At 69.4% G+C, this 19046-nt stretch carries 22 protein-coding genes and 1 pseudogene; 3 read left to right on the forward strand and 20 right to left on the reverse strand.

Going from position 1 to position 19046, the window contains the following annotated elements; all coding sequences use genetic code 11:
• Positions 1-15 precede the first annotated feature (15 nt).
• The 4 genes from frr to rpsB all read right to left on the reverse strand — a co-directional run bounded on the left by frr (position 16) and on the right by rpsB (position 3553).
• Positions 16-570: a ribosome recycling factor gene (gene frr / locus H4Q84_RS05135; protein WP_248583612.1), complete on the reverse strand. Its 555-nt coding sequence runs from the start codon at positions 568-570 to the stop codon at positions 16-18.
• 75 nt (positions 571-645) lie between these two features.
• Positions 646-1362 (reverse strand): UMP kinase, encoded by a 717-nt coding sequence (gene pyrH / locus H4Q84_RS05140; protein WP_349238408.1) that lies wholly within the window; start codon positions 1360-1362, stop codon positions 646-648.
• A gap of 117 nt (positions 1363-1479) precedes the next feature.
• On the reverse strand, positions 1480-2292 hold the full coding sequence (gene tsf / locus H4Q84_RS05145) for a translation elongation factor Ts (protein WP_248582336.1): 813 nt from the start codon (positions 2290-2292) through the stop codon (positions 1480-1482).
• Positions 2293-2341: 49 nt separating this feature from the next.
• On the reverse strand, positions 2342-3553 hold the full coding sequence (gene rpsB, locus H4Q84_RS05155; RefSeq protein WP_349238409.1) for a 30S ribosomal protein S2: 1212 nt from the start codon (positions 3551-3553) through the stop codon (positions 2342-2344).
• A gap of 430 nt (positions 3554-3983) precedes the next feature.
• Here rpsB and H4Q84_RS05160 point away from each other — a divergent pair, with 430 nt between their 5' ends.
• A complete protein-coding gene (locus H4Q84_RS05160; RefSeq protein WP_248582337.1) occupies positions 3984-4625 on the forward strand; it encodes a M23 family metallopeptidase in 642 nt (213 codons plus the stop codon).
• On the opposite strand, the gene H4Q84_RS05165 is transcribed toward H4Q84_RS05160, so the two are convergent.
• From H4Q84_RS05165 to H4Q84_RS05190, 6 genes are all read right to left on the reverse strand, one after another.
• Positions 4619-5374, reverse strand: a complete 756-nt coding sequence (locus H4Q84_RS05165) for a hypothetical protein (RefSeq protein ID WP_248582338.1) — start codon at positions 5372-5374, stop codon at positions 4619-4621. The two genes, H4Q84_RS05160 and H4Q84_RS05165, sit on opposite strands and share 7 nt — an antisense overlap.
• 607 nt (positions 5375-5981) lie before the next feature.
• Positions 5982-6923, reverse strand: a complete 942-nt coding sequence (locus H4Q84_RS05170; protein WP_248582339.1) for a tyrosine recombinase XerC — start codon at positions 6921-6923, stop codon at positions 5982-5984.
• A gap of 47 nt (positions 6924-6970) precedes the next feature.
• The gene (locus tag H4Q84_RS05175; protein ID WP_248582340.1) at positions 6971-7780 is read right to left on the reverse strand and encodes a GNAT family N-acetyltransferase; all 810 of its coding nucleotides are present in this window, start codon (positions 7778-7780) and stop codon (positions 6971-6973) included.
• Between the two features lie 23 nt (positions 7781-7803).
• Positions 7804-8997 (reverse strand): DNA-processing protein DprA, encoded by a 1194-nt coding sequence (gene dprA, locus H4Q84_RS05180; RefSeq protein WP_248582341.1) that lies wholly within the window; start codon positions 8995-8997, stop codon positions 7804-7806.
• On the reverse strand, positions 8994-10580 hold the full coding sequence (locus H4Q84_RS05185; RefSeq protein ID WP_248582342.1) for a YifB family Mg chelatase-like AAA ATPase: 1587 nt from the start codon (positions 10578-10580) through the stop codon (positions 8994-8996). Before H4Q84_RS05185 ends, dprA begins: the two co-directional genes overlap by 4 nt.
• Entirely contained in the window at positions 10580-10975 is a 396-nt protein-coding gene (locus H4Q84_RS05190) for a YraN family protein (protein ID WP_248582343.1), read from the reverse strand. The genes H4Q84_RS05185 and H4Q84_RS05190 overlap by 1 nt, the downstream gene beginning before the upstream one ends.
• A 224-nt stretch (positions 10976-11199) precedes the next feature.
• Between H4Q84_RS05190 and H4Q84_RS05195 the strand changes: the two genes are divergently transcribed.
• Both H4Q84_RS05195 and H4Q84_RS05200 read left to right on the forward strand, forming a co-directional pair.
• On the forward strand, positions 11200-11694 hold the full coding sequence (locus tag H4Q84_RS05195; protein ID WP_248582344.1) for a TadE family protein: 495 nt from the start codon (positions 11200-11202) through the stop codon (positions 11692-11694).
• Between the two features lie 38 nt (positions 11695-11732).
• Positions 11733-13016, forward strand: coding sequence for a pilus assembly protein TadG-related protein (locus tag H4Q84_RS05200; RefSeq protein ID WP_282580312.1), 1284 nt, complete (start codon positions 11733-11735; stop codon positions 13014-13016).
• A gap of 21 nt (positions 13017-13037) precedes the next feature.
• Here the strand turns inward: H4Q84_RS05200 and H4Q84_RS05205 are convergent, their stop codons facing one another.
• From H4Q84_RS05205 to H4Q84_RS05250, 10 genes and pseudogenes are all read right to left on the reverse strand, one after another.
• A complete protein-coding gene (locus H4Q84_RS05205; RefSeq protein WP_248582346.1) occupies positions 13038-13349 on the reverse strand; it encodes a DUF2469 domain-containing protein in 312 nt (103 codons plus the stop codon).
• Positions 13346-14053 carry a ribonuclease HII gene (locus H4Q84_RS05210; protein WP_248582347.1) on the reverse strand — a complete coding sequence of 236 codons (708 nt, stop codon included), beginning with the start codon at positions 14051-14053 and terminating at the stop codon, positions 13346-13348. The genes H4Q84_RS05205 and H4Q84_RS05210 overlap by 4 nt, the downstream gene beginning before the upstream one ends.
• A gap of 10 nt (positions 14054-14063) precedes the next feature.
• Entirely contained in the window at positions 14064-14864 is an 801-nt protein-coding gene (gene lepB, locus H4Q84_RS05215) for a signal peptidase I (protein ID WP_248582348.1), read from the reverse strand.
• A gap of 38 nt (positions 14865-14902) precedes the next feature.
• Positions 14903-15253, reverse strand: coding sequence for a 50S ribosomal protein L19 (rplS, locus tag H4Q84_RS05220; RefSeq protein ID WP_248582349.1), 351 nt, complete (start codon positions 15251-15253; stop codon positions 14903-14905).
• Positions 15254-15460: 207 nt separating this feature from the next.
• Entirely contained in the window at positions 15461-15850 is a 390-nt protein-coding gene (locus tag H4Q84_RS05225; protein WP_349238420.1) for a GNAT family N-acetyltransferase, read from the reverse strand.
• Between the two features lie 81 nt (positions 15851-15931).
• Positions 15932-16600: pseudogene (trmD, locus tag H4Q84_RS05230) on the reverse strand (tRNA (guanosine(37)-N1)-methyltransferase TrmD); the annotation flags it as partial.
• On the reverse strand, positions 16600-17172 hold the full coding sequence (gene rimM / locus H4Q84_RS05235; RefSeq protein ID WP_248582350.1) for a ribosome maturation factor RimM: 573 nt from the start codon (positions 17170-17172) through the stop codon (positions 16600-16602). The pseudogene trmD and the gene rimM, both read right to left, overlap by 1 nt.
• A 163-nt stretch (positions 17173-17335) precedes the next feature.
• A complete protein-coding gene (locus tag H4Q84_RS05240) occupies positions 17336-17575 on the reverse strand; it encodes an RNA-binding protein (RefSeq protein ID WP_248582351.1) in 240 nt (79 codons plus the stop codon).
• 5 nt (positions 17576-17580) lie between these two features.
• Complete coding sequence (gene rpsP, locus H4Q84_RS05245) at positions 17581-18174, reverse strand: 30S ribosomal protein S16 (protein ID WP_248582352.1); 594 nt, start codon at positions 18172-18174, stop codon at positions 17581-17583.
• A gap of 151 nt (positions 18175-18325) precedes the next feature.
• On the reverse strand, positions 18326-18982 hold the full coding sequence (locus H4Q84_RS05250) for a GNAT family protein (RefSeq protein WP_248582353.1): 657 nt from the start codon (positions 18980-18982) through the stop codon (positions 18326-18328).
• Positions 18983-19046 lie beyond the last annotated feature (64 nt).

Genomic DNA, 19046 nt, shown 5'->3' on the forward strand with positions numbered 1-19046 from the left:
GGCGGCTCGTCGAGGTCAGACCTCGAGCAGCTCGGCTTCTTTGTTCTTGAGCAGGTCGTCGATCTGGTCCGTGTAGGTCTTGGTGACGCCGTCGAGACGCTTCTCGGCGCCGGTGACGTCGTCCTTGCCGACCTCGCCGTCCTTCTCGAGCTTCTCGAGCCCCTGCTTGGCGTTGCGGCGCACGTTGCGCACCGAGACGCGGCCGTCCTCGGCCTTGCCCTTGGCGACCTTGATGTAGTCCTTGCGACGGTCCTCGGTCAGCTCGGGGAAGGCGCAACGGAGCACCTTGCCGTCGTTGGCCGGGTTGACGCCGAGGTCGGAGTCGCGGATGGCGCGTTCGATGCTGCCCATGGCGCCCACGTCGTACGGCGCGATCAAGATGACCCGAGCGTCCTGCGAGGTGAAGGACGCGAGCTGCTGGAGCGGCGTCGGCGATCCGTAGTAGTCGACGACGATCTTGCTGAACATGCTCGGCTGGGCGCGCCCGGCGCGGATCGCCGAGAAGTCCTCGCGGGTCGACTCGACCGACTTCTTCATCTTGTCCTCGGCGTCTTTGAGGATCTCGTTGATCACGGAGTACTCCTGAGGTGAGTTCGGGTTTGCTGGTCGTACGGCGACCGGCCGGTCGAGCGTAGTCGAGGGCGCTCAGGCCCCGGTGCTGACGAGCGTGCCAATCTTCTCACCCTGCACGATGCGCAGGATCGCGCCCTCGTCCTCGGCGCCGAAGACGATGATCGGCATGTCGTTCCCCTGGCAGAGCGCGAACGCTGTCGCGTCTATGACACTCAGTCCCTGGACCAGTGCGTCGTTGAAGGTGAGCGTGTCGTACTTGGTGGCGGTCGGGTCCTTCTTCGGGTCTGCGCTGTAGACACCGTCCACGCCCTGCTTGGCGTAGAGCACCACCTCGCAGTGGGTCTCCAGCGCTCGTTGGGCGGCGACCGTGTCGGTGGAGAAGAACGGCATGCCGGCGCCGGCGCCGAAGATCACGACGCGACCCTTCTCGATGTGCCGGATCGCCCGGCGCGGGATGTAGGGCTCGGCGACCTGGCCCATCGCGATCGCGGTCTGCACGCGCGTCTCGATGCCTTCCTTCTCGAGGAAGTCCTGGAGGGCCAGGCAGTTCATGACGGTGCCGAGCATGCCCATGTAGTCGGCGCGCGAGCGGTCCATGCCGCGCTGCTGCATCTCGGCGCCGCGGAAGAAGTTGCCGCCGCCGACGACGATGGCCACGCCCACGCCGGACCGGACCACGGCCGCTATCTCTTTCGCGACGTTGGAGACGACGTCGGGGTCGACGCCGACGCTGCCGCCGCCGAACACCTCACCGGAGAGCTTGAGCAGGACACGGTGGTAGGCGGTCACGAGATTCCCTTCACGGAGCCAGAAAGTGTGGAGACATGCGAGAAGACCGGCTCGATGATCCATGTCTGAGTCATCGAACCGGCCTCCTCGTCGTACGTCGTGGAAACCCTAGCGGGGTCAGGCACCGACCTCGAACCGGGCGAACCGCGTGATGGTCGTGCCGGCCTCGTCGAGAACGGTCTTGACGGACTTCTTGTTCTCGGTGACCGAGGGCTGCTCCAGCAGGACGACGTCCTTGAAGAAGCCGTTGAGGCGACCCTCGGTGATCTTGGCGATCGCCTGCTCGGGCTTGCCCTCCTCACGGGAGGTGGCCTCGGCGATCTCGCGCTCCTTGGCGACGATGTCGGCCGGGACCTCGTCACGCGTGAGGTACTGCGGGCGCATCGCGGCGACCTGCATCGCAGCGGCCCGGGCCGCGTCGGCGTCGCCGGCGTACTCCACCAGCACGCCCACGGCGGGCGGCAGGTCGGCCGCACGCTTGTGCATGTAGGCCACGGCCGAGCCGTCGAAGTGGACGTACTGACCGAGCTCGATCTTCTCGCCGATCGAGATCGCGAGACCATCGACGATCTCGCCGACCGTCTGACCGTCGAGCGCGACGGCCTTGAGCGCCTCGACGTCGGCCGGCTTGGCCTCGGACGCAGCGTCGGCGATCTTCTGGGCGGCGGTGATGAAGTCGTCACCCTTGGCCACGAAGTCGGTCTCGCACTTGAGCTCGACGAGTACGCCGGCAGAGTGGGCGACCAGGCCAGCGGAGGCCTCGCGCTCGGCACCGCGCTTGGCGGCCTTGGCGGCGCCCTTGACGCGGAGCAGCTCGACAGCCTTGTCGAAGTCGCCCTCGGCCTCGTCGAGCGCCTTCTTGCAGTCCATCATGCCGGCGCCGGTGAACTCCCGGAGCTTCTTGACATCGGCGGCTGAGAAGTTAGCCATGTTCCTTCTTCCTCAGTTGAGTGTGTGCGAGTGGAACCGACGGGTGAGGTCAGTCCTTCTTCTCGGCGTTGACGAAACCAGCCTTCTCGGCGGCCTCTTCGGTGCGGAACCAGACCTCGGCCTTGGTGCGGTCGTACCAGGGGCTCGTCGGCGCGTGGAACTTCATCGAGTCGGCGTTGCCCTTGACGTCGAAGCCCTCGGGAGCCGAGCCGTCCTCGAGCGCGGCAGCCGAGTCGGCGCCGTGCGGGCCTTCGGTGGCGGAGGACACGTCGGCGAGAGGCTTGATCTCCGCGGCCGGCTCCTCGGCGGCCGGCTCGTCGGTGGCCTTCTCCGCTGCCGGCTCCTCGGTGGCGACCTCGGCGGCCGGCTTGTCGGTGGCCTTCTCGGCAGCGGCGTCGGCGGCGGGCGCCTCGGCAGCGGCGCCGGTGCTCTCGGCAGCGGCGGTGTCGGTGGCGGCGTCGCCACCGGTGGCAGCAACGGCAGCCTTGTCGGCGTCACCGGCGAGCAGCTCGCGCTCCCACTCGGCCAGCGGCTCCTCGGCGGTCGCGGCAGCGTCGCCGGACTTGGCACCGGAGCGGGCGATGAGGCCCTCGGCGACGGCGTCGGCGACCACGCGGGTCAGCAGGCCGACCGCGCGGATGGCGTCGTCGTTGCCCGGGATCGGGAAGTCGACGAGGTCGGGGTCGCAGTTGGAGTCGAGGATGCCGATGATCGGGATGCGCAGCTTGCGCGCCTCCTCGACAGCAAGGTGCTCCTTGTTGGTGTCGACGATCCAGACGGCCGACGGGGTGCGGGTCATCTCGCGGATGCCGCCCAGGGTCTTGTCGAGCTTGTCGCGTTCCCGCTTCATCTGAAGCAGTTCCTTCTTGGTGCGACCGGAGCCGGCGACGTTGTCGAAGTCGATCTCGTCGAGCTCCTTGAGGCGGTTGATCCGCTGGTGCACGGTCTGGAAGTTGGTGAGCATGCCACCGAGCCAGCGCTGGTTGACGTAGGGCATCCCGACGCGGGTCGCCTGCTCGGCGATCGCTTCCTGGGCCTGCTTCTTCGTGCCGACGAACATCACGACGCCGCCCTTGGCGACGGTCTCCTTGACGAAGGCGTAGCTGCGGTCGATGTAGGCCAGCGACTGCTGCAGGTCGATGATGTAGATGCCGTTGCGCTCGGTCATGATGAAGCGCTTCATCTTCGGGTTCCAGCGACGGGTCTGGTGACCGAAGTGGACGCCGCTCTCGAGCAGCTGGCGCATGGTGACGACTGCCATGTGTATCTCCTGTGTGATGCGGCCACGCCGGCGAGTGCTGGTCATAACTGACCAGTGCCCGACCTTGAACCCGTCGGACGGGCGGCGTACCGCTGTGTGGTTTTCAGTTCAATGTCACCGACGGGTGCCGGTGACCCTGACGCTCACGCGCGACCCGACCCATTCCGTCGTCGAGAAACTGGCGGAGGAATGGAACTGAGGATCGGCGCCCACGGGTGGTCGGAGCCCAGGAATGCAGCTCCGTCGCGGTCTGCGAGCGTGCGAAGTCAGCCCCGGAGGGCTGCTGGCTGAATATTAGGCCACCACAGGCGGGTGGACCAATCGGCAACGGCCGGCCGCAACTCGTCCACAGCCACGACGATTCCGGGGTTCTCCACAGGCTCGACCGGGCGCCTGGCACCCGCTGCCCGCGCCCGGCAAGGTCGGGCGCATGTTCCCTCGTGCTCTCACCGCCACCCTGGTCCTCTTCCTTGTCGTGGCCGCGGCTCCTGCGCGGGCGTCGGCCGGGCCCGTGCCCCTGGTCGGTTCGTCGGCCGATCCGGTCGGCGTCTGGCCGTTGCAGCCGGAGCCCGAGGTCGTGTCCGGCTTCGACCCTCCCGACGATCCCTGGGGAACGGGCCACCGTGGCGTCGACCTGGCCGGCGTGCCGGCTCAGTCGGTGCGAGCCGCGATGGCCGGCCGGATCAGCTTCGCGGGGCAGCTGGCCGGGCGCGGAGTCGTGGTCGTCGACCACGGCGACACGCGCACCACCTATGAGCCGGTGGTGGCGACGGCGCACGTCGATGACCGGGTGGAGGCGGGCGATGTGATCGGGCGGCTCAGCGTGCCGTTCTCGCACTGCTTCCCGCGCGCCTGCCTGCACTGGGGCTGGCTTCGTGGCGACACCTATCTCGATCCCCTCGAGCTGGTCGACGACACCGGGCCGGTCCGCCTCCTCCCTCTGTGGCGTGACCGTCCCGTGCCGCCTTCCCCCACCGCAGCTCTCTCCCAGGCGAGCTGGTGGCGTCTTGCGCTCGTGCCACGCAGACCGGCAGCCCTCCCCCAGGGCGCCGGTCACCGCGCGGTTCAGTGAGGCATGCCCACGGTGGGTCCGAAGGAGGGTGACGCACCCTTGAGGCTGCTCACGGTGGCGGCGCCACCCGGCTGCATGGCCCACGTGCCCCCGAAGAACCCGTAGTTGGCGCCCACGGTGGAGGCGTAGAGCCAGGCACCGGTGGGCGTCGCCGTGCTCGCATTGAACGCGAGGTCGGTCACAAACCTCGTCGCGCCCACGTTGAAGGCCTGCGACTCGAAGACGCACAGGTGACCCGGGTCAGCGCCCGGCGCCGCCGCCGTCCCCGAACAGCCTGCCGGCACCGCAGCCCCGGTCTGGATGTAGTGCGCGGTGGGCGCGGCAGTGAGCGTCACGCCGTACGAGAGGTCACCGAACACGAAGGCGCCGGCCGCCGTCGAGGGCGCCCCGGCGAGGTAGGTGCCGCGGTAGATCTTCTGCTTGACCTGGTACTTCGTGTCCGACTCCGTCTTGGAGTAGTACTTCGAGTCCGAGTCGGCCTTCGTGTAGTACTTCGAGTCCGACTCCAGCTTGGTGTAGCTGTCGGTCCTGCCGGCGTACTTCGAGTCGGCCTGCGCCTTCGTCCAGTAGCGCTGGTCGGCCTTCGGCTGCAGCTTCTGCCTCCAGATCTTGCTCCAGTTGTGCTTCGCGACGGCCTGCGCATCGTGCGTCAGACTGGCGCCCGCTGGCGTGACCATGGCCACTCCCGCGAGCACGATCGCGAGGCAGGCGACCACTCCCAGGGCGGCGCGTGATGGTGTGTACTTCATCGGATCTCCCTTGCTCCCGGCAGTCGGGTGACTGCCCCAACGGAGTCTTCGCCGATGGGCTCTGGAGCACATCGGCGAAATCACCTACCAGATCCGAAGAACGCCTGCCTGGGGCTCCGGGCTGCGTGATTCAGGCCCGCGGGTGTGCCCGATTGGGGCCGAGCGCCCTCGAAGGTCTGCTCCTGCTCCTGCTCCTGCTCGGGCAGACGGCTGACCAGCTCGGGTCAGACAGTCGAACTCGCCCCGGGTGTCCGTACGTCGAGCGGGCCTGCGTCGTCGTCCAGAAGCGCTCGTCGCTCGTTGGCTGGAGCTCGTTGCGTAAGAGCATCGCCCTGCTGTCCCATGCGGCCCGGACCCGGCACGTGAGGCCGGCGCCCGCGGGCGGGGCCGTAGTAGGTGCCCGCGGGAATCATGAACGTCAGGCAGCAGACAAGAGTCAGCACCACCCGAAATGGTCCGTAGGTCATTGCGAGCTCCCCAGCTATCCGCAGTCGAGTGTCTGTGAGGAGTCTTGTCCGGTGGCGTCGGGGGCCACATCGGCGAAACCACCTATTGACGCCTCGCCCCGGCCCCTGACTGCTGCCCAGGCTCAGGCTCAGGCTCAGGCTCAGGCTCGAGGATGCGCCTGCTTGTACGCCGAGCGCAACCGGTCGGTGGTGACGTGAGTGTAGAGCTGGGTGGTGGCCAGTGAGGCGTGCCCGAGCAGCTCCTGCACCGACCGGAGGTCTGCTCCGCCTTCGAGCAGGTGGGTGGCGGCGGTGTGCCTGAGCCCATGCGGCCCGATGTCGGGGGCACCGGGCACCTCGGCGATGCGCCGATGCACGAGCTCGCGGACCACTCGCTGGTCGATCCGCCGACCCCTCGACCCCAGGAAGAGTGCGGCTCCGGCTCCCTCGGCCCGCACCTGCGGTCGTCCGAAGCGCAGCCAGCGGTCGAGCGCTGCGGCGGCTGGCTGGCCGTACGGCACCGTCCGCTCCTTGCGGCCCTTGCCGAAGACCCGGGCGACCCGACGCTCGTGGTCGAGGTCGTCGATGTCGAGCGCGACCAGCTCACCCACCCGGATGCCGGTGGCGTACAGCAGCTCGAGCATGGCCACGTCGCGCACCCCGACGGGGCTGCCGTCGTCGGCGAGGTCGGCAGCTGCTTCGATCAGGTCACGCGCCTCGTCGGCGCGTAGCACGGGCGGCAGCGACTTGGGCTTCTTCGGCGAGGCGAGAGACGCCCCTGCGTCTGCCGGCGCCCGGCCGGTGCGGACGAGCCAGGCGGTGAAGACCCGCGCGGCCGTCGCCCGACGAGCGATGCTGCTGCGGGCGCTGCCCATCGTGTGCTGCTTGGCCAGCCAGCTGCGCAGGCTGCGGAGGTCGATCGTGGCGACGTCGTCGTGGCCGAGCCGGTGGGCGTGGTCGAGCAGGCCGCACACGTCGCCGACGTAGGCGCGCACGGTGTGCGGAGCCAGGTCGCGCTCGGAGACCAGGTGGCGTTCGTACTCCCCCAGCAGGCGCGCGAACCCCTCCGGCAGCACGTCCGCACGGTCGGCGACGTCGGTCATCCTCCGAGTCTAGGAACGCGGGGCGGAACCATCCGGCAGGCGCACGCTCAGGGACGCGTCCAGTTGTACGGCGTGGTGGTGGTCACCATGACCAAGCCGCTGCGTTCGAGGATCGGGCGGGACATGTCGGTGCAGTCGCTGTGGAGGTAGACCGCCCCGAGCCGTATCGCCGACCGCGCCCGCGCGGCCACCATGGCGCGGTAGATGCCCCGTCCGCGCCAGTCCGCCAGCACGGCGCCACCCCACAGACCGCCGAACTCGGTGCCGGGGACAATGTCGAGGCGCCCGGCAGACACCACCGCGCCGTGCTCGTCCTCGGCCAGCCACAGCTCGTAGAGCTCGGGCGCCTCGATGAGTCGGTTGACCAGGACCGAGGGATCGGCGATGGCGTCCCTGCCGAACACTGCCGCCTGCATCTTCGAGGCCGCGGTCGCGTCCGCGAGCAGGTCGGCGCCGTCGTCGCCCGCGCGACGCAGGAGCACACCTGCCGGGAGGTCGACGGGGACGTCCAGGCGCTCGGCAGCGCCGATCATCACCGTCTCGGTCGGGTCGGCCACCAGACCCTGGGCCAGAAGCCGTTCGGGCAGGTCGGCCGGGGCGTCGTGGCCTCGGGACTTCCACTCGAAGGAACTGACCTCTGTCTCGTCCCGGAACCACGCGATCGTGTCTGCGATCAGGGCGTCGAGCGCCGCGCCTTCGGCTCCTTCGAGGTCGCGGTAGGTGACGAAACCACCCCAGTCGGTGACGGCTCGGACGAGCGGACCGTGCCGGTGCCACCCATGTGCGGTCGAGACCTCGGCCTCCTGACGGAGCTGGGCGTCATAGGCAGCAAGCAGGTCGGCCGGAGTCTGGGTCACGCCCGGAGGCTAGCTGCGGCGGGTCACGTGACGCCATCGAGATTCAGCTCCGGATCGGACCGTGACAGACCATCGCGACCGGTGGGATCGCACAGACGCCAGCCGCCGCCGACGAACTCCACCAGGCGATGGTCGGACAGTCGACCGAGCACGCCGCGCACCTCGATCAGACCCATGCCGGCAGTGCGGGCGACCGAGTCTGCAGGCGCCGGCGAACGCACCGGCACGGCATCGATCACCTGCCGCTGGCGAGCGGTGAGACGGTCTCGGGGTCGCGCAGGCTCGCGGGGATCGTCGCGGAGGTGCTGACCGGCACCCCCGACGAGCTCGAGCACGTCATTGCCACAGGTGACCAGGCCCGCCGCGCCGGTGCGGACGAGCTGGTGGACGCCTTCGGACTGGGCGCTCGTGACCGGTCCGGGCACGCCCATCAGGACGCGGTGCAGACGCTCGCTCCAGTTGGCGGTGTTGAGTGCACCGCTGCGGATGGCTGCCTCGACGATGACCGTGCCGTTGCCGAGAGCGGCGATCAGCCGGTTGCGGGCCAGGAAGCGGATGCGCGTGGGCGAGCAGCCCGGAGGAGACTCGGACACGACGGCCCCGACCGTGGCGATGTGGTCGATGAGCGCCCGGTGCGCCTCTGGGTAGGCCCGGTCTGCGCCGCACGCGAGCACTGCCACGGTGGTGCCACCGACTGCGAGCGCGCCCCGATGGGCGGCCTGGTCGATCCCGAACGCTGCCCCCGAGACGACCGCTGCCCCGGCTCGTGCGACCGTCGCGGCGATCTCGTCGGCCACGCGCAGCCCGTAGCTGGTCGACGACCGCGAACCGACGATCGCGACGCACCGGTCGATGGTGGAGAGATCGAGCGGGCCTCGGACCCAGAGGCCGATCGGGGCACCACCGCGCTCGTACAGGGAGCCTGCGGCCGCAAGGTCGTCGAGCCGCCGCGGCCACTCGGCGTCGCCGGGGACCACGAATCGGATGCCCTGTCGGTCAGCCCGACGCAGGTCGCGCTCAGGATCGACCTCGGAGAGCCGGCCGGCGACGTCGGTGAGTATGCCGTGCGGGTTGCGTTCGGCGCAGAGCGCGTCGTACAGCTGGACCGCACCCAGCTCGGCGGCTAGGCCGGCCAGCCGGGCCTCCCCCGGCTCGCCCAACCGGGCCAGCGCCACCCGGGCCAGCCGTTCGTCGGTCGACGGCGCCGAGGCGTTCATCCGGCTCGTCCCAGCGACGCGATCTCGAGCGGCTCACCGGTGCGCAGGTGAAGCGCCGCCATGACCTCGTCGAACCCTGGGTGCTCGAGGCCGCGCAGATCGGACACCGTGAGGGCGAGCCGGTGCACCCGGACCGCCCCCCGACGGGTCAGTCGCCCTTCGTAGAGCTCCTTGTCGAGCCGGCTGCGCGCCTCGGGCGCGAGCGGCCACTCGGACTCGAGCAGGTGACCGGGGACCTGACTGTTGAGCCGGAAACCGCGACCCGCGTAGCGCTCGGCCTGCCGCTCGCGGGCCAACGCCACCCGACGGAGGATCTGGTCAGATCGCTCGCGCACGGCGAACTTGTCGGCCCCGGCGTGGCGCGGCTCCGGCTCGACATGCCTCAGGATGTCGATGCGGTCGGCGATCGGACCGGTGAGCTTCTGGCGGTAGGCGCGGCGCACGGGATCGAAGCAAGTGCACTTGTTGGCCGGCGCCGACGGGGAGTAGTCGCCGCACGGACAAGGGTTGGCGGCGAGCACGACCATGCCCCGGGCCGGAAAGGTCGCAAGCTCCTCACCCCGCGCGATGGTCACCTGACCACCTTCGAGCGGCTCACGCAGCGCCTCGACCACGTCGGTGCGGAAGAGCGGGAACTCGTCGAGGAACAACACACCGCAGTGGGCCCTGCTCACCGCACCCGGCCGCACTCGGCCCGTGCCGCCTCCCAGCAGGCTGGCCTTGCTCGCGTCGTGGTGGGGTGCGAAGTACGGTGGCCGACGCATGAGATCGTCGCCGGGCTCGAGGGCTCCGGCCAGGGAGTGGATGGCCGTCAGCTCGAGCGCTTCCTCGGCGGTCAGGTCGGGCAGCACCGAAGGAATCCGCTCGGCGAGCGTGGTCTTGCCGGCACCCTTCGGCCCGGAGAGAAGCAGGTGGTGACCACCGGCTGCGGCGACCTCCACGGCATACTTGGCCTCCAGCATGCCCTCCAGGTCGGCCATGTCGACCTGGCTGCGCTCGTGCTGGCCGCGCCAGGACAGCAACCTGGCTCCGGACATGGGCGCGACCGGCGGCGCCTCGGGCACGTCGTCTCCGCTGAGCACGCTGATGACCTGGGCGAGCGAGCGCACCCCGAACACCTCCATGCCCGGCACCAGCGCGGCCTCGCGCACCTGCGGCTCCGGCACGAACACCCGCCCCACGCCTCGTTGCGCTGCTGCCATCACCATCGGCAGCACACCCGGGACCGAGCGCAGCCCGCCCGAGAGCGTCAGCTCACCGATGAACACCGTGGCCTCCAGGGCCGAGGTCGGGACGAGCCCATCGGCAGCCTTGATGGCGACTGCCATGGCGAGGTCGAAGTGGGTCCCGCTCTTGGGCAGGTCGGCCGGCGCCAGCAGGATCGTGACCCGGCGGGTGGCCGGCCAGGCCAGCATGGAGTTGGCGATGGCCATCCGGACCCGGTCGCGCGCCTCGTTGAGGGTCGCGTCCGGGCGCCCGACGACGGTCATGCCGACGATGCCCTGGGAGACGTCGGCCTGGACCTCGATCAGGTGACCGACGGAGCCCTGCAGGCTGACCGTGTGCGTGGTGGCGAAGGGCATCAGCCGACTCCTGCCACGTGCTCGACGACCGAAGCCCCGCGCAGCGGTCGCAGCACCGCGACCAGGTCGACCCGGATGTCACGGGGCGAAACGGCCTGATCGCGCACCCACTGCTCAGCCACCAGGCGCAGCTTCGCGACCTTGGCGACATCGACTGCTTCGTGCGGCGTGCCGCACGCGAAAGTGGTGCGGGTCTTGACCTCGCAGGCGACGAGCACGTCGCCGTCACGCAGGAGCAGGTCGATCTCGCCGTCTCGGCAGCGCCAGTTGCGGTCGAGGAGCACCATGCCGCGTTCGACGAGATGGCGCGCGGCGAGGGTCTCGCCGTACGCGCCGAGAGCACCGTTGTGGGTCGGTGGCGCGGTGCGATGGGTATCGGTGTGGGCTCGAGTCATGGGTGAACCTCCTGACCCGCAGCCTCGTGGCCTTCACCGACGACGGTGGGACAGATCAGCGGTCCCTGTGGAAAAGGTCGACTTCGGTCGATCTGTGGATGCTTTGCGGCCGGTCTAGACGCTTTTTGGTTTCCCCGACATTTGTGGGAGGGCGACCGCATACTGAGCGACATGTACGCGCGCGGCACCCCGCCGACCTGGATTCTTCGACCTCACGGCGCGCCGTGACGTCGTGTGGGCTGCCCGGACGACGCGACGAACGTGGCGCCGCGGCGGTGGAGTTCGCACTGGTGATGCCCATCTTGTTCCTCGTGATGTTCGGCATCTTGCAGTACGGGCTGTATTTCAACGACTCGCTGAACACTCGTCAGGGTGTCCGCGAAGCGGCCCGCCAAGGGGTCGTCCGCAACTTCACCGCACCGGGCTGCTCCGGCACCGACATGGAGAAGCTCCGTTGCGCGGCGGTCCAGCAGATCGACGCGCTGACCGGCGCGGAGTACGTCAAGGTCGTCAGGCCGGCCACCTGGGCCCGGGCCCAGCCGCTCATCGTGTGCGCCCTCGTCAAGACCGACGGCGGTGTCGGCCTGCTGCCCATGCCGAACAACGGCTGGATCGTGTCATCGACCCAGATGTCGATCGAGCAGGACGCCACCCCCCTGCCCACCGGAACGACCACCTCTGACTCGCTGCCCGCGGGCGCGCCGGCGTACCCGTGCTGAGCGTCCTGGCCGCGCGGAAGCGTGACGAGCGTGGTGCCGTGGCCATCATGGTCGGCGTCATGGCAACCATCTTCTTCGTCGTGGTTGCCATGGTGGTCGACCTAGGGTTCGCCCGTGACGTACGACGTCAGTCGCAGAACGCCTCCGACGCCTCCTCGTTGGCGGCCGCCAATGTGCTGTATCCCGCGTCGGGCAGCTGCACGACCTCGGCCCAGCCCAGCCCACCGTGCTTCCGTGATGCCGTGGCAGAGGCCAAGACCTACGCCCAGGCCAACTTCGGCGTGCAACCCGCCGCGTGGGCCACCTGCACCGACTCCGCCCACTTCTACGTGGAGTCCGGCAACACCGAGTGCATCTCCTTCACCGATGCCTCCTTGGGCAGCACGGTGCCCGCGCAGCCGACGAGGGTGCGCGTGTTCGTGCCCCAACGCAACGTAAAGACCGGCTTCGGGTCCATAGCGGGGGTCACCAACATCCCCATCGCCTCCTCGGCGCGGGCCATCCTCGAACCCGGACAGGCCCGTTCGTGTGGCCTCTGCATCCTCGGCAACGACGTCAACAGCCTGGGTAACGGCGACGTCACCGTCAACGGGGGGTCGGTGCACTCGAACGCCACCATCGACAGCGGCCCCAATGGGCACATGACGGCCAGACCCGCGCCGAACTCGATCAGCACGAGCGGCACCTGCCCGGGCAACTGTTCCCCTGCGGCGCAGACGGGCGTCCCGCAGATCGTCGACCCCTACCTCAACGTGCTGGCCCTGCCGTTGTCGCGAGGAACGCTCACGGCCAAGACCTCGCCCTGCACCCAGGGTCCCGGCATCTACCCGGCACTGACGTTGCCCAACTCCGCCTGCACCCTCGCACCAGGTCTCTACTTCCTCACCGGCAAGTGGGACATGGGCAACAACACCTTGCTCAAGGGCACCGGTGTCACCCTCTACGGCACGTGTGGCACCACCGCGACTCCTCAGGAGTGCACCACGGGCCAGGCAGGGGGTGGCCTGGACGGCAAGAACGGAGACACCCAGCTCGTGGCCCCGGTCGCGCCGGCATCGCTGGCCGGTTTCGTGATCATCTACGACCGCAAGAACATCGCGGGCCTCAACCTGCAGGGCAACGGAAACTCCTTCGTGACCGGCACCGTGTACGCACCGTCATCGACCCTCGAGTTCCCGGGCAACTCGTTCTTCACGGTCACCAATGGGCCCGTGATCGTGGGCGACCTCTACGGCAACGGCAACACGGGCGGCATGAACCTCAACAGCGTGATCGGGGCCACCATCCCGGCGCCTCCCGCGGGCGTCAGTCTCGAGAAGTAGCGGCCCCGGGCCCCCGGCGCATCACGCCAGTGGGGGCTGCTCGATGTCCTGCTGACTGAGCTCCTCGACGTTGACGTCCTTGAACGTCAACACCTTCACGTTCTTGGCGAAGCGTGCCGGCCGGTACATGTCCCAGACCCACGCGTCGCTCATCGACACCTCGAAGAACACGTCGCCGTTCTCGGTGCGCGCCTTCACGTCGACCTGGTTGCACAGGTAGAACCGGCGGTCGGTCTCGACGACGTACTTGAAGATCGACACCACGTCGCGGTACTCGCGGTAGAGGGTGAGCTCCATCTCGGTCTCGTACTTCTCGAGATCCTCGGCGCTCATGGTGTCTCCTCCTGATCGTGGTCGTGCCCATTCTGCACGGGCAGCGGCGGTTCGAGCCCGGCGGCACGACGTACGTTGACGAACCGCATGCGATGCACCGGCGACGGACCGTGCTCGGTGAGCAACGCGGCGTGCTCGTCGGTGATGTAGCCCTTGTGCGTCTTGAAGTCGTACGCCGGCCAGTCGCGGTCGAGGTCGCACATGATGCGGTCGCGGGTGACCTTCGCGAGCACCGACGCGGCGGAGATGCACGCGGCGACCCGGTCGCCCTTCCACATGGCCAGCCCGGGCACGTCGAAGCCGTCGACGGGGAATCCGTCGGTCAGCACGTAGGCGGGGCGGACGTCGAGCAGTGCGACGGCCCGGCGCAGCGCCTCGACGTTGGCGACGTGCATGCCGAGGCGGTCGCACTCGTCGCTCTCGACGACGACCACCGACCAGGCGGTGGCCCGGCGCAGGATCTGGACGTAGGCGCGCTCCCGGGCCTTCTCGGTGAGCAGCTTGGAGTCGGCCAGGCCGGGCACGATGCCGGCCTTGCCCGCGGGCAGGATGCACGCGCCGGCCACGAGGGGGCCGGCACAGGCGCCACGACCCGCCTCGTCGACACCGGCCACGGGCTCGATGCCCACGCGCCGGAGCGCGCGTTCGTAGCCGTAGAGGCCTGCGTCGCGTCGCACGGTCGCGCCCCGGGGAAGGTCACTCACGGCGCACGCCTCAGGGTGAGTCGGCGATGTCCGCGAAGGTCGCGGGACGCTTGACCCAGCGGAAGTGGTCGCGCGGCCACAGCAGCACGAACACCTTGCCGACGACCAGGTCGGCGGGCACGAACTCCTCGCCCGGCACGCACTCGGTCTCGGTGGGCGAGCACATGTGTTCCGACGAGTCGGCCGAGTGCCCGCGGTTGTCGCCCATCACGAAGATGTGGCCCTTCGGGATCGGGCCGGCCGTCCAGTCCTCGCCGCACTGGGTGACCATCGGACCGTCGCACGCCTGGCCGTCCTGCTGGAGGAAGGCCTTCTCGTTGAGGGGCACGCCGTTGACCGAGATGCGGCCCTGGTCGTCACAGCAGGTGACGACGTCGCCCTCGACGCCGATGACGCGTTTCACGAGGTGTCCGCCGCTGGGGTAGAGCCCGATCTTGGACATCACCTCGGTCAGCGTGCTCGTGGGGCCGGCGTCGTCGACCGGGCTGAGCCAGCCACCCGGGTCCTTGAAGACCACGACGTCGCCGCGCTGGGGGCTGTTGCCGCCCCAGTAGGACACCTTCTGGACGAGGATCCGGTCGTTGCGCACGAGCCCGGGCTCCATCGACTCCGACGGGATGTAGAACGCCTGGACGAACAGGGCCTTGATCACAACCGCCAGGATCAGCGCCACCGCTAGCAGCACGATGGTCTCGCCCCACAGGGGCAGCTGCTTGCGCCGGCGCTCGGCCGGCTCGCCCGTGGAAACAGAAGACCGCGAGCCCTCCTCGCCATCAGCGGTGGAGGTGGGCTCGCGGTCGTCGGAAGTCACGAAGGGAGACTAGCCAGTGAGTGGTCGGGGACCGACACTCAGGCCTCGCGCCGCTCCTTGATCTTGGCGGCCTTGCCGCGCAGGTTGCGCAGGTAGTAGAGCTTCGCGCGGCGCACGTCGCCGCGGCTCACGATCTCGATGGACTCGAAGATCGGGGAGTTCAGCGGGAAGGTGCGCTCGACGCCGACGCCGAAGGAGACCTTCCGGACGGTGAAGGTGCGGCCGATGCCGGAACCCTGGATCTTGAGCACGACGCCCTGGAAGACCTGCACACGGGAGCGGGTGCCCTCGGTGACCTTCACGTGGACCTTGATGGTGTCACCGGCGCGGAAGGCCGGGACATCGTCGCGCTTGCTCTCGTTGCCGAGCTCGGCAATGACGTTGGTCATGATGCTCCTGACGACTCGCCACAGGTCAGCCGTGATTCTTGGAAGTGTCGATGCGGTGGTCCGCGACGTGCGTGGCCGGCGGCGAGGACTCCCCCTGTGGCAGGAGCCCGACGCAACCCTCCGGGGTGCGATCTTCGGAGCGGTCTTCGGCCGACGTGGACCGAGGAACAAGTCTGCCAGAGGCCGCGGCGTACGACGAATCCTGTGTCAGCGCCTGCGGGTCAAGACGACCGCGCCGGGCGGCCCGTCGCCGCGCAGGCGGTAGCCGGCCTTCTTGTACATCCGGATGTTGTCGGTGCTCGACGCGCCCGTGAAGAGCGAGTACGACGTCACACCGGGCGGCGCGGCGGCCTCGATCTCGGCCAGCATGAACCGGCCCAGGCCCTGGCCCTGGAGGTCGGGGGCCACCATCAGCCGGCCGACGTCCCAGGTCTCGCCGTCGGCGCGGCCGCGCGCGGCGGCCACCAGCCGGCCGGCCCGGCGCAGCACCAGCCAGGTCCACTCCCCCAGCGACCGGCGTACGTCGTCGAGGTCCTCGTGGAGGGCGGGGATGCGGACGCCGGGGTTGGCGTGCATCTCCTGGACCCAGCAGCACATCTGGAGGACGAACAGCTCCCCGACATCGGCAGGCGCGGCGTGGCGCAGGTCGCCTCCGCCGGGCACCGCGCTCAGCGGCAGCAGGTCGGGTCGCCGCTCCGCCGTACGACGCAGCGCCTCGTCGTGCCGCCAGCGCTCGATGGCGGCGTGGTTGCCGCCCATCAGCACGTCGGGTACGTCACGGCCGCGCCACGAGGCGGGCTTGGTGAAGACGGGGTACTCCAGCAGGCCGTCCTCGTGGGACTCCTCCGTCAGCGACTCGGGGTTGCCCATGAAACCGGGCACCAGCCGCACGACCGCCTCGGTGATCGCCAGCGCCGCGACCTCGCCGCCGTTGAGCACGTAGTCGCCGATCGAGATCTCGCGCACCTCGCCCAGCGTGGTTGCGTGGTCGACGACGCGCTGGTCGATGCCCTCGTAGCGACCGCACGCGAACACCAGGTGCTCGCGAGTGGCCAGCTCGCGCGCGAGCTCCTGGGTGAAGGGCTCGCCGCTGGGGGTCGTGAAGATGATGGTGGGGCTGCCGGGGGCCACCTCGTCGAGCGCCTCGCCCCACGGCTCGGGCTTCATGACCATGCCCGCGCCCCCGCCGTACGGCGTGTCGTCGACAGTGCGGTGCTTGTCGCGGGCCCAGTCGCGCAGGTCGTGCACGGCGATGTCGAGCAGGCCCTTGTCGCGGGCCTTGCCGGCCAGGCTGAGCTCGAGCGGGGCCAGGTAGCCGGGGAAGATCGAGACGATGTCGATGCGCATCAGCCAGTTGTCTTGTCCGCGTCGGCCGTGTCGTCCGGGAACGGTGTCACCAGGCCGGGCCGGTCGGCCACCACGATGCGGCCAGAGGCGATGTCGACCTCGGGCACGAGCGCGGACACGAACGGCACCAGGGTGTCGCGGCCGTCAGGCGTGCGGATGGTCAGCAGGTCCTGGGCGGCGCCGTGCGCGACCGCCGTGAGCATGCCGAGCTCGGCGCCCTGCTCGTCGTACGCCGTGAGCCCGATGAGCTGGTGGTCGTAGTACTCGTCGGGGTCCTCGGGCGACGCGTCGGTGGGCAGGTCGGCGTGCAGCACGATGCCGCGCGCGGCCTCGGCCTCGTTGCGGCCGTCGAACTCGTCGAAGCTGACCAGCAGCACGCTCTGGTGCCAGCGGGAGCTGGTGACGGTCAGACTGCGCAGCTTCGACGCGGAGCCCGCCGGCGGCTGGGCGCGGAGCACCGTGCCGGGTGCGAAGCGGCGGTCGGGCTCGTCGGTGCGTACGTCGACGGTCACCTCTCCGCGGAGGCCGTGCGGCTTGCCGATGCGGCCGACGACGACCTCGATGCTGTCCACGGGGCTCAGGGTATGTGGCGTCAGGAATCCCCGGTCGACCGGGGATTCCTGAACTTGTCGGCCCGTGCACGCCCCGACAAGTTCAGGTAATGCCCGACAAGTCAGCCGAAATGGCGAACGGGCGCCACCCCCGAAGGGATGACGCCCGTTGCGATGGATCAGTTCAGCGGCGGTCGACATCGACGAAGTCGATGCGCGCACCGCCGCGGCCCGCGAGGGCCGAGATGACGGTACGGAACGCGGTGGCCGTGCGGCCGTTGCGTCCGATGACCTTGCCGAGGTCGTCGGGGTGGACCCGGACCTCGAGGATCGAGCCGCGCTTGAGCTGCTTGTCGCGCACGGTCACGTCGTCAGGGTTGTCGACGACACCGCGGACGAGGTGCTCGAGTGCATCGGCGAGCATGGTGCTCAGGCCTCGCTCTTACCGGCGTCGTCAGCGGTGACGGTCTCGGCAGCCTCGGCCTCGGCGGCGGCGCCCTCCGGCGTCTCCGATGCGGGCACCGCGGCCGGAGTCTCCTCGACCTTGGTCTCCTCCGGAGCGACGGCAGGCTTCTCGTCAACCTTGACCTCGGTCTTGGCGTCCTCGGTCTTGGCGTCGTCGGCCTTGGCCTCGGTCTTCTTGGCGGCCTTCTTGGTCGTCGCGCCGCTCTTGGGCTCGTTGGCAACGTCCTTGAGGGCCTCGTTGAAGATCTCGAGCTTGTCGCGCTTCGGCTCCTTGACCTTCAGAGTGCCCTCGGTGCCCGGAAGCCCCTTGAACGTCTGCCAGTCACCGGTGATCTTGAGGATCTTCGCGACGGCCTCGGACGGCTGCGCGCCGACACCGAGCCAGTACTGCGCCCGCTCGGAGGTCACGTCGATGTAGGACGGCTCCTCCTTGGGGTGGTACTTGCCGATCTCCTCGATGACGCGACCATCGCGCTTCTTGCGCGAGTCGACGACGACGATGCGGTACTGCGGCACCCGGATCTTGCCCAGGCGCTTCAAACGAATCTTGACGGCCACGTTTGTGGTGTCTCCTCGGAAGTTGTGTGTGGTGAGGCGCCGTCCACCAGGTGGGGACCGGGTCAGGCGCCTGCGATGGGCCCGACGACGTCCGGATGAGAGGGTCCGGTCGTGCAGGGCACAGCGGGTGATTCTGCCAGACGTCGGCCGGTCATTCCGAATCGAGCCCGATCGACCGTCGTACGGCGTCCGCGCCGGTCACCTCCAGCGAGTGCTCGCCGCGCACGAAGTCGTCGGGCGAGAGCACCAGACCTTGGTTGACCGCCAGCTCACCCGGTCGCCGCGCGAGGCGTCGTACGCCGTTGAGGCGGTAGCCGACCTTCCGGCTCACCGCGAGCGACGCGGGGTTGTCGACGAACGCGCCGGAGGTGATCTCGGTGAAGCCGAGGTGGTCGAAGCAAAGGGCGCAGATCGCCTGCCGCATCGCGGTGCCGATGCCCCTGCCCTGCTGCGCCTGCCCGAGCCACGAGCCGGTCTCGCCTGCGCGGGTGACCAGGAAGTCACGAGTGCTGACCCCCTGTACGCCGACCAGTGTGCCCTCGAACCAGACACCGAGATTCAGCTCCCACGACGAAGGGCTCCACTCGGCACGCGACTTCCAGTGGTATTTGACGAACTGCATCGGCAGCTCGTCGGCCGGCACGTCGGTCCACGGGAAGAAGAACGGCATCCGGTCGGGCTCGTGGATGCCGGCGACGGCCAGCTCGGCCAGTGTCACTAGGTCGTCGTCGCCGATCCCGCGGAGCTCGACCGGGCCCGCCGTGGCACGCAGGCCGAGCGGCGGGAACAGGTCGCTTATCGAGGTCATGACGTCAATCAAACCCGGTGCCTCGGCAGCCGGTCCACGGGTTTGCGAGGCGACCGGCGGGTGA

The organism is Nocardioides sp. InS609-2 (genome assembly GCF_023208195.1).
GTDB lineage: Bacteria > Actinomycetota > Actinomycetes > Propionibacteriales > Nocardioidaceae > Nocardioides.

What these genes read in the sequence shown, in the direction of transcription:
- H4Q84_RS05250 (WP_248582353.1), bottom strand. Translation starts at nt 18,982, where the DNA reads ATGACCTCGATAAGCGACCTGTTCCCGCCGCTCGGCCTGCGTGCCACG.
- H4Q84_RS05185 (WP_248582342.1), bottom strand. Translation starts at nt 10,580, where the DNA reads ATGCCCTTCGCCACCACGCACACGGTCAGCCTGCAGGGCTCCGTCGGT.
- H4Q84_RS05225 (WP_349238420.1), bottom strand. Translation starts at nt 15,850, where the DNA reads ATGTGCTGCTGGGTCCAGGAGATGCACGCCAACCCCGGCGTCCGCATC.
- H4Q84_RS05190 (WP_248582343.1), bottom strand. Translation starts at nt 10,975, where the DNA reads ATGACTCGAGCCCACACCGATACCCATCGCACCGCGCCACCGACCCAC.
- rpsB (WP_349238409.1), bottom strand. Translation starts at nt 3,553, where the DNA reads ATGGCAGTCGTCACCATGCGCCAGCTGCTCGAGAGCGGCGTCCACTTC.
- H4Q84_RS05205 (WP_248582346.1), bottom strand. Translation starts at nt 13,349, where the DNA reads ATGAGCGCCGAGGATCTCGAGAAGTACGAGACCGAGATGGAGCTCACC.
- tsf (WP_248582336.1), bottom strand. Translation starts at nt 2,292, where the DNA reads ATGGCTAACTTCTCAGCCGCCGATGTCAAGAAGCTCCGGGAGTTCACC.
- H4Q84_RS05240 (WP_248582351.1), bottom strand. Translation starts at nt 17,575, where the DNA reads ATGCTCGCCGATGCACTCGAGCACCTCGTCCGCGGTGTCGTCGACAAC.
- dprA (WP_248582341.1), bottom strand. Translation starts at nt 8,997, where the DNA reads ATGAACGCCTCGGCGCCGTCGACCGACGAACGGCTGGCCCGGGTGGCG.
- H4Q84_RS05160 (WP_248582337.1), top strand. Translation starts at nt 3,984, where the DNA reads ATGTTCCCTCGTGCTCTCACCGCCACCCTGGTCCTCTTCCTTGTCGTG.
- rplS (WP_248582349.1), bottom strand. Translation starts at nt 15,253, where the DNA reads ATGACCAACGTCATTGCCGAGCTCGGCAACGAGAGCAAGCGCGACGAT.
- H4Q84_RS05165 (WP_248582338.1), bottom strand. Translation starts at nt 5,374, where the DNA reads ATGAAGTACACACCATCACGCGCCGCCCTGGGAGTGGTCGCCTGCCTC.
- H4Q84_RS05170 (WP_248582339.1), bottom strand. Translation starts at nt 6,923, where the DNA reads ATGACCGACGTCGCCGACCGTGCGGACGTGCTGCCGGAGGGGTTCGCG.